Origin of the sequence: Labrenzia sp. PHM005, from assembly GCF_006517275.1 — a bacterium.
GTDB lineage: Bacteria > Pseudomonadota > Alphaproteobacteria > Rhizobiales > Stappiaceae > Roseibium.
This window is the reverse complement of the sequence record NZ_CP041191.1, coordinates 4997197-5012869: the sequence shown is the minus strand read 5'-3', so window position 1 is coordinate 5012869 and position 15673 is coordinate 4997197. Positions and strand designations below refer to the sequence as shown.

At 53.8% G+C, this 15673-nt stretch carries 14 protein-coding genes; 11 read left to right on the top strand and 3 right to left on the bottom strand.

From position 1 onward, the window contains the following. Nucleotides 1–32 precede the first annotated feature (32 nt). Entirely contained in the window at nucleotides 33–2042 is a 2010-nt protein-coding gene (locus FJ695_RS22705; RefSeq protein ID WP_141187562.1) for a bifunctional diguanylate cyclase/phosphodiesterase, read from the bottom strand. Nucleotides 2043–2352: 310 nt separating this feature from the next. Between FJ695_RS22705 and FJ695_RS22700 the strand changes: the two genes are divergently transcribed. The 7 genes from FJ695_RS22700 to FJ695_RS22670 all read left to right on the top strand — a co-directional run bounded on the left by FJ695_RS22700 (nucleotide 2353) and on the right by FJ695_RS22670 (nucleotide 9126). Further along, the gene (locus FJ695_RS22700) at nucleotides 2353–3198 is read left to right on the top strand and encodes a helix-turn-helix domain-containing protein (protein ID WP_141187561.1); all 846 of its coding nucleotides are present in this window, start codon (nucleotides 2353–2355) and stop codon (nucleotides 3196–3198) included. 72 nt (nucleotides 3199–3270) lie between these two features. Beyond that, nucleotides 3271–3909 carry a 2-hydroxychromene-2-carboxylate isomerase gene (locus FJ695_RS22695; RefSeq protein ID WP_141187560.1) on the top strand — a complete coding sequence of 213 codons (639 nt, stop codon included), beginning with the start codon at nucleotides 3271–3273 and terminating at the stop codon, nucleotides 3907–3909. A gap of 112 nt (nucleotides 3910–4021) precedes the next feature. Then, a complete protein-coding gene (locus FJ695_RS22690) occupies nucleotides 4022–4834 on the top strand; it encodes an ABC transporter substrate-binding protein (protein ID WP_141187559.1) in 813 nt (270 codons plus the stop codon). 348 nt (nucleotides 4835–5182) lie between these two features. After that, entirely contained in the window at nucleotides 5183–5695 is a 513-nt protein-coding gene (locus tag FJ695_RS22685; RefSeq protein WP_141187558.1) for a hypothetical protein, read from the top strand. Nucleotides 5696–5725: 30 nt separating this feature from the next. After that, nucleotides 5726–6409 carry a PspA/IM30 family protein gene (locus FJ695_RS22680; RefSeq protein WP_141187557.1) on the top strand — a complete coding sequence of 228 codons (684 nt, stop codon included), beginning with the start codon at nucleotides 5726–5728 and terminating at the stop codon, nucleotides 6407–6409. A 2-nt stretch (nucleotides 6410–6411) separates the two neighbouring features. Beyond that, on the top strand, nucleotides 6412–7173 hold the full coding sequence (locus tag FJ695_RS22675; RefSeq protein WP_141187556.1) for a YqiJ family protein: 762 nt from the start codon (nucleotides 6412–6414) through the stop codon (nucleotides 7171–7173). 54 nt (nucleotides 7174–7227) lie between these two features. Beyond that, nucleotides 7228–9126, top strand: coding sequence for a flotillin family protein (locus FJ695_RS22670; protein WP_141187555.1), 1899 nt, complete (start codon nucleotides 7228–7230; stop codon nucleotides 9124–9126). Nucleotides 9127–9338: 212 nt separating this feature from the next. On the opposite strand, the gene FJ695_RS22665 is transcribed toward FJ695_RS22670, so the two are convergent. Then, nucleotides 9339–10988 carry an FMN-binding glutamate synthase family protein gene (locus FJ695_RS22665; RefSeq protein WP_141187554.1) on the bottom strand — a complete coding sequence of 550 codons (1650 nt, stop codon included), beginning with the start codon at nucleotides 10986–10988 and terminating at the stop codon, nucleotides 9339–9341. A 290-nt stretch (nucleotides 10989–11278) separates the two neighbouring features. On the opposite strand from FJ695_RS22665, the gene FJ695_RS22660 reads away from it, so the two are divergent. Continuing rightward, nucleotides 11279–12034, top strand: a complete 756-nt coding sequence (locus tag FJ695_RS22660; RefSeq protein ID WP_168206461.1) for an ABC transporter substrate-binding protein — start codon at nucleotides 11279–11281, stop codon at nucleotides 12032–12034. A gap of 63 nt (nucleotides 12035–12097) precedes the next feature. Further along, a complete protein-coding gene (locus tag FJ695_RS22655) occupies nucleotides 12098–12862 on the top strand; it encodes an ABC transporter substrate-binding protein (protein WP_141187552.1) in 765 nt (254 codons plus the stop codon). A 41-nt stretch (nucleotides 12863–12903) separates the two neighbouring features. Here FJ695_RS22655 and FJ695_RS22650 read toward each other — a convergent pair whose 3' ends face one another. Then, the gene (locus FJ695_RS22650; RefSeq protein WP_141187551.1) at nucleotides 12904–14226 is read right to left on the bottom strand and encodes a glycosyltransferase; all 1323 of its coding nucleotides are present in this window, start codon (nucleotides 14224–14226) and stop codon (nucleotides 12904–12906) included. A gap of 212 nt (nucleotides 14227–14438) precedes the next feature. On the opposite strand from FJ695_RS22650, the gene FJ695_RS22645 reads away from it, so the two are divergent. Beyond that, nucleotides 14439–15182, top strand: coding sequence for an ABC transporter substrate-binding protein (locus FJ695_RS22645; protein WP_247653884.1), 744 nt, complete (start codon nucleotides 14439–14441; stop codon nucleotides 15180–15182). Nucleotides 15183–15238: 56 nt separating this feature from the next. Continuing rightward, nucleotides 15239–15664 (top strand): secondary thiamine-phosphate synthase enzyme YjbQ, encoded by a 426-nt coding sequence (locus FJ695_RS22640; protein ID WP_141187549.1) that lies wholly within the window; start codon nucleotides 15239–15241, stop codon nucleotides 15662–15664. Nucleotides 15665–15673 lie beyond the last annotated feature (9 nt).

Sequence of the window (15673 nt, the reverse complement as noted above, 5' to 3'; positions counted from 1 at the left end):
GGCTTACACTGGTGCTGGTGAGTAAACCGCTTCTACATTGCTGAGCGGCGCAGGAGGTCTTCTGGGATTTCTGATGTAAGCGGCAATCCTGCAACTGTTCCGGAGTTCCCGATACTGGTTTCAATTTCTGAAAATGGCCGTGGGCGGCTGAACAGAAAACCCTGAACAAGCTGGCAATTCATGTCTTTCAGCGCTTCTGCCTGACTTTCTTGTTCGACCCCTTCCACCACACAGACTAGCTGCATCGATTGGCACAGGTTTACAACCGACGTGATAACGCCATTGGCCACGGGATCGCTCAGATTTGCAACAAAGCTGCGGTCGACCTTGACGCAATCGATTGGCAATCGGTGCAAGTAACTGAGGCTTGAATAACCGGTGCCAAAGTCATCCAGAGCCAGCCGGCAGCCCGCATTCCGCAATGCATGAAGGCACGAAACAGCGGCATCATAATTGCCGATGACAGATGTTTCCGTAAGTTCGAATGTGACCCGTTTGGGATTGATTTTGTTGGTTTTGATGATGTCCAGTAGCCTGGCAACCGTTTCGGGCGAGGTGATGTCATGCGCCGACAGGTTGAACCCGAGCTTGATGTGATCTGGCAGATTATTGATCTGTTCGATAGCCATGGTGAAAAACTGGATAGTCAAACGCTGGATCTGACCCGTGCGTTCCGCCACTTGAATGAAAACATCAGGTGGAATCGAGCCCAGTTTGGGGCTGGTCCAGCGCGCAAGCGCCTCAAACCCAACTACTTTTTGGTCCGGCAAGGCCACAATCGGCTGAAAATGAACTTCGAACTCTTCCCTTATGTTTGCACTCTGTAACGCGCTCTCAATAGCTTTTGTGGAGCGCATTTTGGCTTCGTGGTCTGCCGAGTAGATTGTCAGGCTGCCGCGCGATGACGCCTTGGAATTGTAAAGCGCATAGTCAGAGCGGTCGAACAGGGCATGCGCTGTTTCACCAGCCTCTGGATAAAAGGCCAAGCCGCAAGAAGCGCCAATAGAAATCGAGAGATCGCCGATCTGGAACGGTTGTTGGAGGCCATCGCAAACGGTTCTGGCAGCAAGCGGTGCTGTATCCGGCCCGCCCGGAAACAGCAAGCCGAATTCATCGCCGCCCAGACGGCTAATTTCCAGCCCAGGGAGGCTAAGCTCTTCAAGCCGGGCGCCGACTGCGGTCAGAAGCTGATCACCTATTTGATGGCCATAGGTGTCATTGACCGGTTTGAACTGATCGAGATCGATGACGCCAACCGCAAAAACGCTATCTGAACTGGCGGCCTCTTTTATGTGTTGATCCAGCCTTTTGAAAAAATGCCTGCGGTTCGGCAGATCGGTTAGATAGTCGGTTTGTGACAAACGCTCATTTTCTGCATTCAGAAGTTCGGTTTCCCGCTGTTTGGCAGAGAGCTCGGATCTGGATTTTATCAGGTCAGAAAACGCAAAATAGCCATTGAACAGCACTTTCAAAATAACAAGACAGACGAGAAAGATATTCAGCGCAATCGCCGTATAAACATCTTCATTCTGGCCGAGATAGTGAACAAGATAGGGCACCGTCACTATCAGCATGACCATGATGGCCGCCTGGGGCAGGTGCATCAGACAAAAGATACAGCCAATCACCGTGATCGCGATAAAAAGGGCGACATGGCCTCGTTCTGTCGGGCCTCCATAGCTGTCGAGACTGAGTGACCAAGTGATATAAATAACCGAGATAACGCTCGCCATAATCACAGTTCTGCGCAGTTTATTGATTGCCTGGTCCGGTGTGAGTTGATCATGGCGCGAGCGGACCCATACCAGTAGGCGGAAGATCGTTAACAAGAGGATTGGTACAAGGATGCCGATCGTTAAAAAAGTCGGCGCGACGTCGCGATGGGTAAATGACACTGCAATCGCATTCAGCATCAAAAGCACATAGAGCAGCGGAATTTGGAAATTCAGCTCCTTGCACTGGGCTAATGCCAGTTCCGGATCGCAGTCCCGGACGAGTGTCCACCGGGCAAAATCTTTGGCCTTATCAATGAATATCCGCAAAACTCAAAACACCCCACCAAACGTGTCCAGCCTCAACTGCAATTATTGAAATTGAATAGATGCACCTTGGAGCTAGACTATATTGAATTAACGCAACGGGACAGATCTAATGATTTATGTTTTGAGCGAGGCATTCACTTTTAAAGTTCCTGTTTTCCCCACTTTATCGCTAATTATACTTAGACGCTCTTTTCGTTGAGATCTGCATGCACATCGCCGGGAGCAGGCAAGGTCACTTCGGAGTAGACTACTTTGATGAAAAAATAGCCCATTGATTGATTTTCCAAAACTTCAGTGACAATACTCGCAAATGGATAAGCGAGACAGAGCAGAATTGTTCCGCGAGCGTTTGAGCACCGCCTTGCGGGAGCGGGAAATGAACCGCTCCGATTTGGCCCGTGGTGCCGATTTAGACCGGTCGACCGTCTCCCAGCTGCTGTCTGAAGACAGCCCGCGGTTGCCGAATGGGCAGGCTTTGGCGGCGATTGCCACAGCCCTTGGCGTTTCGGCCGATTGGCTGCTGGGACTATCGGCGCACAAGGGCGCAGCTGCGGAAATCCTGGATCAGGCAGTGCAGGTGGCCGAAACCGACCGGCATCCGGTCGATGAACACCTACTGGCCTGGTACCGCGATGCCGTGGGCGCGAAAATTCGGCATGTTCCAGCGAACTTGCCCGATGTTTTGAAAACCGAAGCGGTTTTAGCGCATGAGTACTCCGGCGAGACCTTACGGACCGCGGGGCAGGCAATCACGGGAACACGCGACCAGCGGGCGTTGTTGAGCCGTGCTGAAACAGACATGGAAATCTGCCTATCCAAGGAGGCTCTGGAGGCCTTTGCGCGGGGCGAGGGCATGTGGTCTGGCCTCTCCACAGACTGCCGGAAGGAGCAGCTGAATGTGATGGGGCAGACGTTGGCCGAGCACTATCCGTCCTTGCGCCTGCATTTGTTTGGTGCAAATGACCGGTATTCCGCGCCTTTCACCGTGTTTGGCCAGAAATGGGCAGCGCTTTATCTCGGTCAGCGCTACCTCGCCTTTTCCAACACCCGTCATGTGCAGCTGTTTTCCAAACACTTTGACGATCTCGTCCGCCACGCACTGGTGCGGTCTCATGAAGCCGGGGAATTTGCAGAAAACCTGGCGGACAGCATCTGACACGGGCCCTTCCCGTGTATCCTTGTGCAATACCCTTCCAAGTCCCGAACCCTCAATTGAACCGGTCACCACATGCCAACCATCGAATATGTTTATTCCGCTCATTCTGCATTTGCTTACCTCGGATCAGCGGAAATTCTGAGAATTTGCAAGGCGTACAATGCCACGCTGGTTCACAGGCCGGTGCTGTTGTCTCCGGTCGTTGAGGCCCAGAGAAGCGCGGGGTTTCGTGGCCGGACACAAGCCCATGTGGACTACTTTTTCGGACGTGAAATCGAACGGTGGGCGGAATACAGATCTGTTCCGATCATTTCGAACCGGCCGACCTTCCACGATGCCGACTATAGCGTCGCGTCAGGAATGATTATTGCGCTTGGCGAAAATGGCCTTGAACCCGATCGAATGGCGCACGCCTTGTTTGAAGCCCATTGGAACGAGGACTGTGACCTTTCCGATATTCCTGCGCTCAAAGCCATCGGAACGAAACTGGGTTTTGATGCAGATATCCTGCTGGAGAAGGCAGCGTCTGAAGAAGTTCAAGCAAAACTTCAGGAAAACACGGAATGGGCCAAACAGCAGAATGTGTTCGGGTCACCCACTTATATCGTCGATGGCGATCCATTCTACGGTCAGGATCATCTGATGCTGGTGGAGCGGGCGCTTCAACACCCATTTGGTCCAGCGCGTTGGACTAATCCCTCCGTGGATTAGGGAACGGGGCCTAAGCCTGTTTGGGGAGCCTTAAGTGTTTTGCAATATCGTGGACCGCTCGTAGAATAAGTAGGCGCACCCACACCTTTACGGCGCGGTCTCGGAGGAAAGCATGTTGGCATTCCGGCTCGGGCTGATTTTCCTGTTAGGAAGTATCAGCGGGGCTTACGCAGCCGGTTCGGCTTGCGACCGGGTAATTGCGTCCGCACACCCCGACTATCCGCCCTACCACTGGCGGGAAGGCGGGCGGATTGTTGGTGCGAGCGTAGATCTGAACAAATTGATCTTCAGCGAAATCGACATCCCGTTTGAAGCGGTCTACACCGGCCCTTGGAAGCGGGTCTTGAAAACTGCCGAAAATGGCGATGTAGATTTTTTGATGTCGCTGAAAAAGACACCGCAGCGGTCCAAGTTTCTTCTTTATACAGAGGCACCCGCCTTCGAAAATCCTTTTACGGTATTCACCTTGAAAACAAGACAATTTCCATTGCTGACGTGGATCGATCTAAAGGGAAAATTCGGCGCAAAAAACGCCGGTGACCGATATGGCGAACCGTTTGACACCTATGTCTTGAATGTCCTTGAGCTGTCCGACAATTTTTCCTTTCTTGAGAATGTAAACCGGCTTTTGATTGAACGCGTGGATTACATCATTCACGGCCGGTACGTCGGCCAGGCCCAGTTTGGGGCCATTGATGGCGGCGAAAACATTGTGCCGCTCGACTGGAACGTCATGAATGGCTTCATTCACAGCGGATTCGTGCGGACATCGCCTTGCGTCCACCTCAATCCATACGTCAGTCAACGCTATAGTGAATTGTTGTCCGATGGCACAGCAGCCCGCCTGCTGGCGGACAATGTCGGCAGGTGGATTTTGAACAGCCGGAACTACGAGCTGAACAAAAAAGTGGTCGATTCCAAATAGCCAAGACAACTGCATAGCAATGTGAGCCGAGTTTCAGGTCCAGCCAAATCGGTTCAGGGTCTCCGGTCAGTTTGACATCAGATGCCAGCGGACCATTCCATCCAAACAACCTGATGTGCCAGAGCGGCGGGGGCGAGACAGGTCAGAGCCTGTCAGGCATTCGTATTCTTGTTACAAGATTTTGTTTCTCTTAGCTGATTTAGGTCTGCGTCTTCCTTATTTTGTCGCGATATTTAAAGATGTTTAACTATGAAAATGCAATTATAAAGTGAAATATGTTGACATTTCAATACAAACGTATACATATGTAAACGGTATCGAAATTTGAAAACGAGTGGCGTGAAGGAAATGCCCAAAAGCATCCCGATCAGTGTGCGGCTCAGTGACGATGACGTCGCTTTTTTGGCCGAATATGAAGCCCAAGGCGCAAGAACACCCAGTGAAAAACTGCGTGACATATTGCGGGAAGCTCGGGCACGGCAGGAAGGCGGACAGGACGCTACGGCTTGTGAAGAACTCTTGCGGCAAATGGCGCGCCCCTCGGAACGAAGGATCCGCCAGCTTCAACGAGAAACCGGTCAGCGGTCGGACTTGGTGATCAAGCTTTACGAGCGGCTTCCGGAAATGATGGCAGAGCTGGTCGCTGCCGCGCCTGAAGCCGGTGGAGGCGAGGCGGAACTGAAACGGTTCGAAGCTGCTCTCGCCGCCGAGTTGTTTGCGCTGATTGAAGAAGTGTTTGATTTGGGTCTGACATCCCAGAGCCGGACATATGAACCAAGGTTGATGGAAGGCAGGCTGGAACCTGTGCTTGAAATTGCGCGTCTTCTTGAACGCAAGCGCCAGGAAACGGCAGGCGAATAGATTTTAAACAAAAAGGAAAGGTTGGAGAATATGGCAGAAGGTCTTGTTGGACGAGTCAAGCGCCTGGTCTCTGGCGGAGTTAATCAAATTGTTGATTCAATTGAGAATGCGACGCCGGAAACCGTGATGGCCGAAGCGATCCGGGAAGTGGACCGGGCGACGGATCAAGTGCGTGACGAACTGGCCGGCGTCCTTGCAAACAAGCATTTGGCAAATACACGGTTAAGCGAGACTTCTTCGCGCCATGAAGAGCTGCAAGGGCAGATTGCGCTCGCGGTCCGGGAGGGGCGTGACGATCTCGCAGAGGCGGCCATTGCGCAACAGCTGGATCTGGAAGTTCAAATCCCGGTCTTGGAGACCGCCGTGGCTGATGCCGTGCGCGAAGAAAAGGAACTGGAAGGCTACATCAACGCGCTGAAGGCGCGCAAACGGGAACTCGAAAGCGAGCTTGCCGCGTTCCGCAAGGCGCAGCAACAAAATGCGGCAGACAGTGCTGTTGCTGGCGAAGCTGCGGGTGCTGACAGTGTCGAAGGACGGATGCGCAAGGCCGAAGAAGCGTTTGACCGGGTCATGTCCCGGTCGACCGGACTTCCCGGCAGTGGTCCGGCCAACAGGGAAAATGCAGCCAAACTTGCCGAGCTTGAAGATCTGGCACGCAAAAACAGGGTTTCAGAGCGTTTGGCTGCTCTGAAAGCAGCTGCGAAAGACGCTTGAACATGGTCGGGTTTATACTCGCAGATCAAAACACACCCTTTGCCGTTGCTCTTGGCCTGATGATGGCCATCGCATTGGCGGAAGGGGTTGGAACTTTGATGGGGCTTGGGCTGTCGAGCATGATCGACAGCCTGCTGCCGGAGTTCGATCTGCCGGATGCTGATATCCCGGACTTTGACGGGCCGGAGTTTGATATGGAGACACCCAGTGGGGTGTTGACCGGGGACCTGGAAGTTGTCGGCGCCAATGCACCGGATGCGTCGGGCGCGGGGCAGGGCCTGTTCAGCCAATTTCTTGGCTGGCTGTGCTTCGGGCGGGTTCCTGCGCTAATCATCCTGGTGCTTTTCCTGACTGGCTTTGGCGTCGCAGGCTATGTGCTGCAGGGCGTCATTCACTCGGTCACGGGCTGGCTGCTTCCCGGGGCGCTAGCTTCGGCAGGAGCATTTGCCGGGGCTCTGCCGTTTACCAGGGTTACTGCACTTGGCCTGGCGAAAATCATGCCGACGGAAGAGACAGACGCCGTCTCGCGCAAAACATTTGTCGGAAAGCCGGCAATTATCGTTCAAGGGAATGCGGAAAAGGGTCTGCCTGCCCAGGCGCGGTTGAAGGATCATACCGGCCAAAGTCACTATGTTCTGGTCGAGCCGGATGAGGACGGTGTCATTTTGGAGCAGGGGTCTGAAATCATCATAGTCCGGCAGGTTGGCGCCAGATTCGCCGCCATCCGGAACACAAATGAGTCATTGTCCGGTTCCGCCGGTTAGGAAGCTCGGAATCTACCGAATTTTTATCAAAATATCTAAAGGAGTGAGTGGATTATGGATCAACTCGTTGGCATTGGTATTCTCGTTGGCATCGCATTTGTTGCGCTTCTCACAATCGGTCTGATTGTCTCCCGGTTGTACAGGCGTTCCACCAAGGAAGTGTCGTTTGTTCGGACAGGCTTTGGTGGTCAGCGGGTCGTCATGAACGGCGGAACACTGGTGTTGCCTGTTCTTCATGACATCATTCCCGTCAACATGAATACACTGCGGCTAGAGGTTCGCCGGTCGAATGATCAGGCCCTGATCACCAAGGACCGGATGCGGGTCGATGTATTGGCTGAGTTTTATGTCCGTGTTCAGCCGACCGTCGAATCCATCGCCAATGCCGCGCAGACACTCGGCCAACGCACCATGAGGCCGGAGGCTTTGCGGGAGCTGGTTGAAGGCAAGTTCGTAGATGCACTTCGTGCAGTTGCGGCCGAAATGGCCATGGAAGAACTGCACGAGCAACGGGTCAACTTTGTTCAGAAGGTGCAAGCTGCTGTTTCTGAAGATATTTTGAAAAACGGCCTTGAATTGGAGTCGGTCTCGCTGACGGGTTTGGACCAAACCAACCGGGAATACTTCAATCCGGAAAACGCATTTGATGCGGAAGGTTTGACCAAACTCACCCAGGCGATTGAGGAGCGCCGCAAAAAGCGCAACGACATCGAACAGGAGACTGAAGTTCTCATTCAGCGCAAGAACTTGGAAGCCGAGCAGGAAAGGCTGCAGATCAGCCGGGATGAAGAGTTCGCAAAGCTGGAACAGCAGCGCGAGGTCGAAATCCGCAGAGCCGAACAAGTGTCTCTGATTGCCAAACAGCAAGCTGAGCGTGAACGCGAAGCAGAGGAAGCGAAAATTCAAGCTGCGCAAAAGGTCAAAGAAAAGGACATTGAATCCAACCAGGTGGTTACGGAACGCCAGATTGCCATGGATCAGCAGGTGCGCGAACGGGAGATTTCCAAAGAACGCACCGTTGAGGCGGCAAATGTCGAAAAACAAAAACTGATCGAACTTGCGGAACAAGATCGCGACATTGCGGTTGCGGCCAAATCCCGTGAGAAATCCGAGGCGGAAGCCGAGGCCGATGAGGCCCGGGCGGTGGCAGCCAAAGCGGCCGAGCAGGTTGCAACCGCACGCGATACAGAAATCGCGGAACGCGATAAGCAGATCGAACTGATCGAAGCCCGCAAGGCGGCCGAGATGGACGCAGTCGCGATCACCGTCGGTGCGGAAGCGCAAAAGCAGGCGGCTGCCGACCAAGCCGAGGCTGTCCGGATTACGGCGGAAGCTGAGGCCTCAAAGCTCCGAATTGAGGCGGAAGGTTCGGCAGAAGCCGACAAACTGCGTGCCGAAGCTGAAAGAGCGCTCTATGAGGTGGAAGCCAATGGTCAACGGGCGATCAACGAAGCGGCCAACTTGCTGTCACCAGACCAGATCGCCATGCAGGTCCGCATCAAGCTCTTGGAGCAACTGCCGGACATCATTGCCGAAAGCGTGAAGCCGCTTGAGCAGATTGATGGCATCAAGATCATCCAAGTCGATGGCATGACTGGTGGAACATCTGGGTCTGGAAATGGCGCTGCTCCAAACGGCGGAGGAAGCGGGAATCTGGCCGACCAGATGGTGTCTTCTGCCCTAAAATACCGGTCCCAAGCCCCGCTGCTGGATGCGATGATGAAGGAAGTTGGCCTGGATGGCTCCGGTCTGTCTGGCCTGACCAACGGTCTTATGGAGACAAAAAGTCCGGCGGTGATCGATGAAAGCGCTCTGAAGTCGGCTTTGCAGAGTGCAGTTGAGGAAAACGAACCATCAAGCGCAATCGATGGTGATGCTTTGGCAGAACTCCCCGTTGAACCGGCTCAGCAAAACATGCGGCAATCTGAAGAATCCCAGGCGGTCGCCGAATAAAGCAACTGATCGTTAGGAAAGCCCGGCATGTGCCGGGCTTTTTTTGTGATGGCTTAACGTATTGCCGACGACCGGAAGTCCAGGCCAAACAGGATGGGGTGAGCCTTCCTGCGGGTTGGACCCTTTTGCAAAACCAGTTGCCCTCGTCAGGTGAGACGATTTTGACGAATGTTCTGGCCGGCAGCTCGACTATTTAGTTCCGTTCCTTCTGCTCAATGATGGCTCAGATGATGACGGAACTCCGCCTTTGCGACGGCGAGTGGTTTGGCCGGTGCAAAGCTGTCCGCTTCGGCCATCGCCCAATAGGTGGAATAGCCGGCAATGTCGTGGCTGGGGTCTAACAAGGCGCCGGTCTTGACCCAGGTGAGCGCTGCGCTGGCCGGCATTATTTCGCGTTGGCCGGCCCGCAAATAAAAATGTTCCGGCCGGAATTCCTTTGGGTGATCAAGACCAGCTGCTGCTGTGAATTCGATCAGGGATTTCATGGTATTGCGGTGAAAGTTGGCAACGCGCTGGGCTTTATCGGGCACATTCAAGGCCTTTTGCCGTTTTGGATCCTGTGTCGCAACTCCTGTCGGGCATTTGTTGGTGTGGCAGCTTTGCGACTGGATGCAGCCGACCGCGAACATGAAGCCGCGCGCGGAGTTCACCCAGTCCGCCCCCAGAGCCATCGTGCCGGCGATATCAAACGCGCTGATCAGCTTGCCGCTGGCGCCGATCTTGATGTCTTCACGTATGCCCGCACCAACGAGGCAATTGTGCACGAACAAAAGACCCTGGCGCAGCGGGGTTCCGAGCCGGTTGGCAAATTCAACGGGCGCCGCGCCCGTGCCGCCTTCCGCACCATCCACGACAATGAAATCCGGTTTGATACCGGTTTTTAACATCGCCTTGACGATCGCCATGAACTCCCAGCGGTGGCCGATGCACAGTTTAAAGCCAACTGGCTTGCCACCGGACAGTTCGCGCAGCCTTTGGATGAAGTCCAGCAGCTCCAGAGGAGATGAAAAGGCGGAATGGCTGGCAGGAGAAATACACTCCTTGCCAAGGGGAATGCCGCGAGCTTCCGCGATTTCTTCGGTCACCTTCGCCCCCGGGAGCACGCCGCCGTGGCCGGGTTTGGCGCCCTGGCTCATCTTGATTTCAATCATCTTGATCTGCGGATCGGCAGCCTGTTTTTCGAATTTGTCCGCATCAAATCCGCCATCATCTGCGCGGCAGCCAAAATAGCCGCTGCCGAGCTCCCAAACGAGGTCGCCGCCGCCTTGCCGGTGATACCTCGAGACACTGCCTTCGCCCGTGTCGTGATAGAAGTTGCCGGCCTTTGCGCCTGTGTTCAGCGCGAGTATGGCATTGCCGGATAAGGAGCCGAAGCTCATCGCCGAAATGTTGAACAGCGAGGCGGAATAGGGCTGTGTGCAGTCCGGTCCGCCGATGGTGACCCGAAGGTCCTCCCGATGGTGCGGCTGCGGGCAAACGGAATGATTGACCCAGCCATAAGAGCGGTCATAAACATCCAGTTCTGTGCCGAAGGGAAGAACACTTTCGCTGTTCTTCGCCCGGTCATAGACCATTGACCGGCGCTCGCGCGAAAACGGTCTCCCATCCTGATTGCTTTCAAAAAAGTACTGGCGCAGTTCGGGGCGGATGGCCTCAAACAAAAACCGGAAATGGCCAGCAACCGGATAATTGCGCAAGACCGCATGTCTGGTTTGCAGAAGGTCCGTCACCCCGACACCGACTAGCGCAGCGGAGACGGCCGCCGCCCAGAGGAAATGCCCATTGACCGTGATCGCCAGAAGAAGACTGAAAAGCAGGACAATGATGCAAATAACAAAAACACTATAGTGGGCTGGAAACACGTTTGGACCTCTCCCTTAAACCTCTTCTTAGTCTTGTCAGGCTCAAAGCCAAAAAGAAAGTGCCCTCCGGACTGGTGTGACAGGGGATGCCCCGGCGATTAGGATACACTTGATGAAGACGTTGGTGATTGTAATAAATCCGAGTGTTAAATCTATTATGTCTAGTTAGTAGTGCGAATAATTCAAAATAACCAGCAGTTAAATCAATTATTATATTGTTGTGTTGGGGCGGGTGAGAAAGAATTGGATTGCATGTCAATTCGGCGAAAGGGCGGAGTGTTATGTGTTTGATGCGAAGCCTCGCTTTCCTTTTGTTTTTTCTTGTGCTGCCATATTCAGCGCGCGCTGCCGAACTGACAATCGCACTTGAAGATGCTGAGTACTTTCCATGGCAGCTGGAAAGCGGCATTGGTGCAGATACCTATTTGATCGAAACTGCGGCTCGGAACTTGGGACACCGGCTAATTTTCAAACGCGTTCCCTGGACCCGCTGCCTCAATCAAATCGGCAACAACAAATTTGACGGCTGTTATTCTGCCAGTTTCGAACCGGAGAGGATGAAGCATGGCGTTTTTCCGATGGCCGGAGACCGGCCAGACCCTGCCAAACGACTTCATTCGGAGAGCTATTCACTTTACGTGCAGGACCAATCCAGTGTGAACTGGACCGGGGCCGGGTTTGAAAACCTGAATGGAGATATTGGCGCCATTTTCGGTTACTCGATCATCGAACATCTAAAAAACAACAATGCAAATGTTTATGAGGCGCATAGCCTGGAGCGATTGTTCAAAATGCTGGATGCTGGCCGGCTCGACGCTGTCGCTTCACTTACCTTGCAGGCAGATTATATCATCCAGCGAACGCCCGGCTACGGTGAACGCATCCTGAAAGCTGAAATACCGTTGGCAGAAAAACATTATTATCTGATGTTTTCACACAAAATGGCGAACACCCATCCGGCGCTGGTTGCGGATTTCTATGAAGAAATTGAAAGGATCCGCCAGTCAGCCGGTTATCGGGATCATTATTCCAATTTGGTAAGGTAAAATGGTTTTCTGCAATGACATCAAACTGAAAACCGTTCGCGCTCGACTCCGTATGGAGGATAGATGATACCCATTCGGACCTTTGCTGCAACTGCTGCACTGTTGATGCAACCAATCGCTGTCTCAGCGGGTGAGCTGATTGTTGCCCGTGAGAATACAGTGAACTTTCCGTGGCAGCTGATGGATGGCATGGGGGCTGATACCTATTTGATCGAAACCGCTGCGCGCAATTTGGGCTATGCGATTGAGTTCAAAAAAGTCCCCTGGAACAGATGCCTGAACCAAATTGCCAACAACAATTTTGACGGATGCTACTCGGCAAGTTTCAAGCCAGAGCGGATGGGATTTGGGGTGTATCCCATGGCGGATGGCAAGCCCGATCCGGCGAAACGCACCCATACAGAAAGCTATTCCTTATATACGCTTAAGTCTTCACCTGCCGATTGGACAGGGCAGACCTTCAAGAACCTGGGTGGCGATGTTGGGGCGATATACGGCTATTCTGTCATTGATGTTTTGAAAGAAAACAACGCGTCAGTTTTTGAAGGGGATGACTTGGACCAGCTCTTCAAGATGTTGATTGCTGGCAACCTGTCCGGCGTTGCATCCTTGACCTCTAAGGCCGACTACTACATCCAGAGCAATCCCGATCTTCAACACGTGGTGCGCAAAGTCGAAGTTCCCCTGGTCAAAAAGCATTATTATCTGATGCTGTCGCACAAATTGGCGCAAGACAAACCCGAGCTGGCGGCCGCATTATATGATGAGATTGAAAAAGTCCGGCAGTCCGAAGACTATCAGAAGTACTTTTCCAGCTTGTTCAAGTAAGGAATTTTTTCGGTTTTCAGAGTGAACCGGACACAGCGCGCCTATTGAGCGGCTATCGGCCTTTCGGCAGTCACGCGATTTGCTGTTTCAAGATGCTTCATGATTTGTTTTGCCGCTCCCTCGGCGCCGGGCTCGTTCTGCATGACCTCCGCCGCCTTTTGCGCATTGTCTGCATAGGCGGGCACATCAAGGGCGTAGAGAGCTTTTATCAGCTGCCCGGTGGTTAGTTTGTGCTGCGGAATAGGCGCTGGACCTGCACCGGACTTATGGACTCGGCTTCCCCAAAAGGGCTGGTCAGCAAAAACCGGGCAAACCAGTGAGGGTTTGCCCCAGCGCAGCGCTTCGTGGGTTGTCCCTGCTCCGCCGTGATGAATTATGCCGCTGCAACGGGGAAACAGCCAGCTGTGTGGGGCTTTGTCGATCAGGTAGACTTTGTCTTTGAGGACGTCTGGCAATTCACCAGCATTGAGACCGCCCCAGCCGCGCGCAAGGACCGCCCGTTGTCCCGTTTGGCTCAGAGCGCTCAAGATCAGGCCGGTCAAATCATCCGGTTTGCGGCTCGGCATTGAGCCGAAGCCGACGTAAACAGGCGCCGGGCCGCTATCCAGAAATTGGAGCAGATCGAGTTTTGGCTGATATTTTCTGTCTGGTTTGGAAAACCAATAGCCGGTGAGCCAAGCATGGTCCGGCCAGTCTTCCGGCCGCGGGATGAGGGCACTTGAAAATCCCTGCAGACTGAGCGCCTGTGAGCCATCCGGCATATGTCCGTCAAGTGGATCTTCCGGTCCTAGAATATCATCAGAAATCTCAGATTTGAGCGGCTTGAGAAGCGGCGCCAGGCCAAGGCGCATAAGCTTGCGGGCCGCCAAATAACCCGCCCGGTTGAGTGTCCGGCCAAGGTCCGGCAGGCCAAACAGTGGGACCGGGAAGTCACCGGTTGCGGCAGATACTGGCTGGAGAACGGTCGGTAGAGCCGGAACGTTCAGCCGCCGGGCGGCGAGGGTTACGACTGTCGCTTTGAGATTAAACAGGATGAGATCCGGTTTTTCTTCAAGCGCAGCCGTCCACAACGCCCGGGTGACCTCTTGTTGTTCGGAAACACTTTTGCGCGCCACCCGGATTTTGCCCCGGACGGTGAAAAGCGCTTCGCGGACTTCCGGCGCACGTAAGAGCGCTTCGTAATCAACTGGAACAGAGCGGGGCCGGGCGCCGGCTTTCCCGATCATGCTGTCAAATCCGTGTCCGGTGACAACGACCACCTGTGCACCAAGTCGGACCAGCTCACCGGCAAGCGCAGCATAGGGCTGGACATCACCACGGGTGCCCAGTGTCGCGATCAGGATTTTTGGTTTTGTTGATGCCATAGGCGGTTTTCTGGACAAGAAGATCCTTCTTGTGGCTGTTTTGGCCGGAGAATGCAATCTGTGAGTGGTGGGGGAGTAGCGAATAATTTGCGAGTCTTCTTTTGCGCAGGGGAATTGGTGTTTTTAGGGCATGCTGACCGTGCAAATTGCGACTTTGTTAGGGGGGCATGAGATAAAAAGCTTAGTGAAATCTGGAATGCAATAGGTTGACGATGGTCAAGGGGCAGAGTTTTCAGCTGATCGTCCTTCTGGCGGGATTTGTCTGGGTGTTGGTTGCACCAGGACAGGCTGCATCGCGCATTGATATCGTCACAGAAGATTATCCGCCCTATGAAATGGCGGAGCCTGGCGGTGGGTTGCGCGGGTTCGATTATGAAGTGGCTGTCGAAGCGTTCCGGCGAATGGGATTTCATGCAGATATCCGGTTCCTGCCGTGGAAACGGGCCTTGAGCGAAGCGGAAAACGGCACGACCTCTGGCATTTTGACCTGCGCCCATCATCCTGACCGGGAGCGTTTCATTCTTTTCTCGGACCCGATCAGTGTCTTCACCAATGGCTTTTTCATCAGAAAAGCGCACGATGGACCGGTCATCCAGAAGGTTGAAGATGTTGTCGGCCAGCCAGTTGCCTCTATGGCCGGTTATGAAAGCTTGAAGGTTCTGCAGAACCTGGGCGCCAAACCTATAGAAGCGCAAACGACCGAGATCGGTTTGCGGATGCTCGCTGCCGGCCGGTTCGATTACCTGCTCGGTGCCCGTGAGCAGATTGAATACACCATCCGCCAGGAGGGGTTATCCGGTCAGTTCAAATTTATTTCGCTGACCACAAAGGATTTCCATTTCTGCTTTTCGCGGAATTTTCCGGGCGTTGAGGACCTTGTTGAACACTTCAATGCCGCCTTGGCAGAGATGCGTGAAGATGGCACCTATGATGCCATTCATGGGAAGTACCGGTAGTCCTCGCCACCTGTCGGACAATTCATCCGTTTTCCCGCAGTCAGGTGTTATTTCGTATGCAAACGCTGTTTTCGCTCACAACCAACGGTCAGGGGCTTTATGAGTTCACCCGGAACGTCAGCACATGGCTGGCGGAAGAGGGCGCCGGCGACGGACTGCTGACCCTATTGGTGCGTCACACGTCCTGTTCGTTGCTCATTCAGGAAAATGCCGATCCGGATGTTCAGGTTGATCTCAAGGCCTTTTTCAGCCGGCTGGTGCCGCCCACGACTAACCCGTCGATGGGGTATCTGATCCACACCTATGAAGGGCCGGACGATATGCCAGCGCACATCAAGGCGTCTGTTTTGCCGGTGTCTCTATCGATCCCGGTTGCAAACGGCGAGATGCTCTTGGGCACCTGGCAGGGGATTTATCTGTTTGAACACCGCGACCGGCCGCACCAGCGCCAGGTCGCTGCACATTTTTTACCCGACCGGTGAACCGAAAAA

What these genes read in the sequence shown, in the direction of transcription:
- FJ695_RS22700 (WP_141187561.1), top strand. Translation starts at nt 2,353, where the DNA reads ATGGATAAGCGAGACAGAGCAGAATTGTTCCGCGAGCGTTTGAGCACC.
- FJ695_RS22695 (WP_141187560.1), top strand. Translation starts at nt 3,271, where the DNA reads ATGCCAACCATCGAATATGTTTATTCCGCTCATTCTGCATTTGCTTAC.
- FJ695_RS22690 (WP_141187559.1), top strand. Translation starts at nt 4,022, where the DNA reads ATGTTGGCATTCCGGCTCGGGCTGATTTTCCTGTTAGGAAGTATCAGC.
- FJ695_RS22685 (WP_141187558.1), top strand. Translation starts at nt 5,183, where the DNA reads ATGCCCAAAAGCATCCCGATCAGTGTGCGGCTCAGTGACGATGACGTC.
- FJ695_RS22680 (WP_141187557.1), top strand. Translation starts at nt 5,726, where the DNA reads ATGGCAGAAGGTCTTGTTGGACGAGTCAAGCGCCTGGTCTCTGGCGGA.
- FJ695_RS22675 (WP_141187556.1), top strand. Translation starts at nt 6,412, where the DNA reads ATGGTCGGGTTTATACTCGCAGATCAAAACACACCCTTTGCCGTTGCT.
- FJ695_RS22670 (WP_141187555.1), top strand. Translation starts at nt 7,228, where the DNA reads ATGGATCAACTCGTTGGCATTGGTATTCTCGTTGGCATCGCATTTGTT.
- FJ695_RS22660 (WP_168206461.1), top strand. Translation starts at nt 11,279, where the DNA reads ATGCGAAGCCTCGCTTTCCTTTTGTTTTTTCTTGTGCTGCCATATTCA.
- FJ695_RS22655 (WP_141187552.1), top strand. Translation starts at nt 12,098, where the DNA reads ATGATACCCATTCGGACCTTTGCTGCAACTGCTGCACTGTTGATGCAA.
- FJ695_RS22650 (WP_141187551.1), bottom strand. Translation starts at nt 14,226, where the DNA reads ATGGCATCAACAAAACCAAAAATCCTGATCGCGACACTGGGCACCCGT.
- FJ695_RS22645 (WP_247653884.1), top strand. Translation starts at nt 14,439, where the DNA reads ATGGTCAAGGGGCAGAGTTTTCAGCTGATCGTCCTTCTGGCGGGATTT.
- FJ695_RS22640 (WP_141187549.1), top strand. Translation starts at nt 15,239, where the DNA reads ATGCAAACGCTGTTTTCGCTCACAACCAACGGTCAGGGGCTTTATGAG.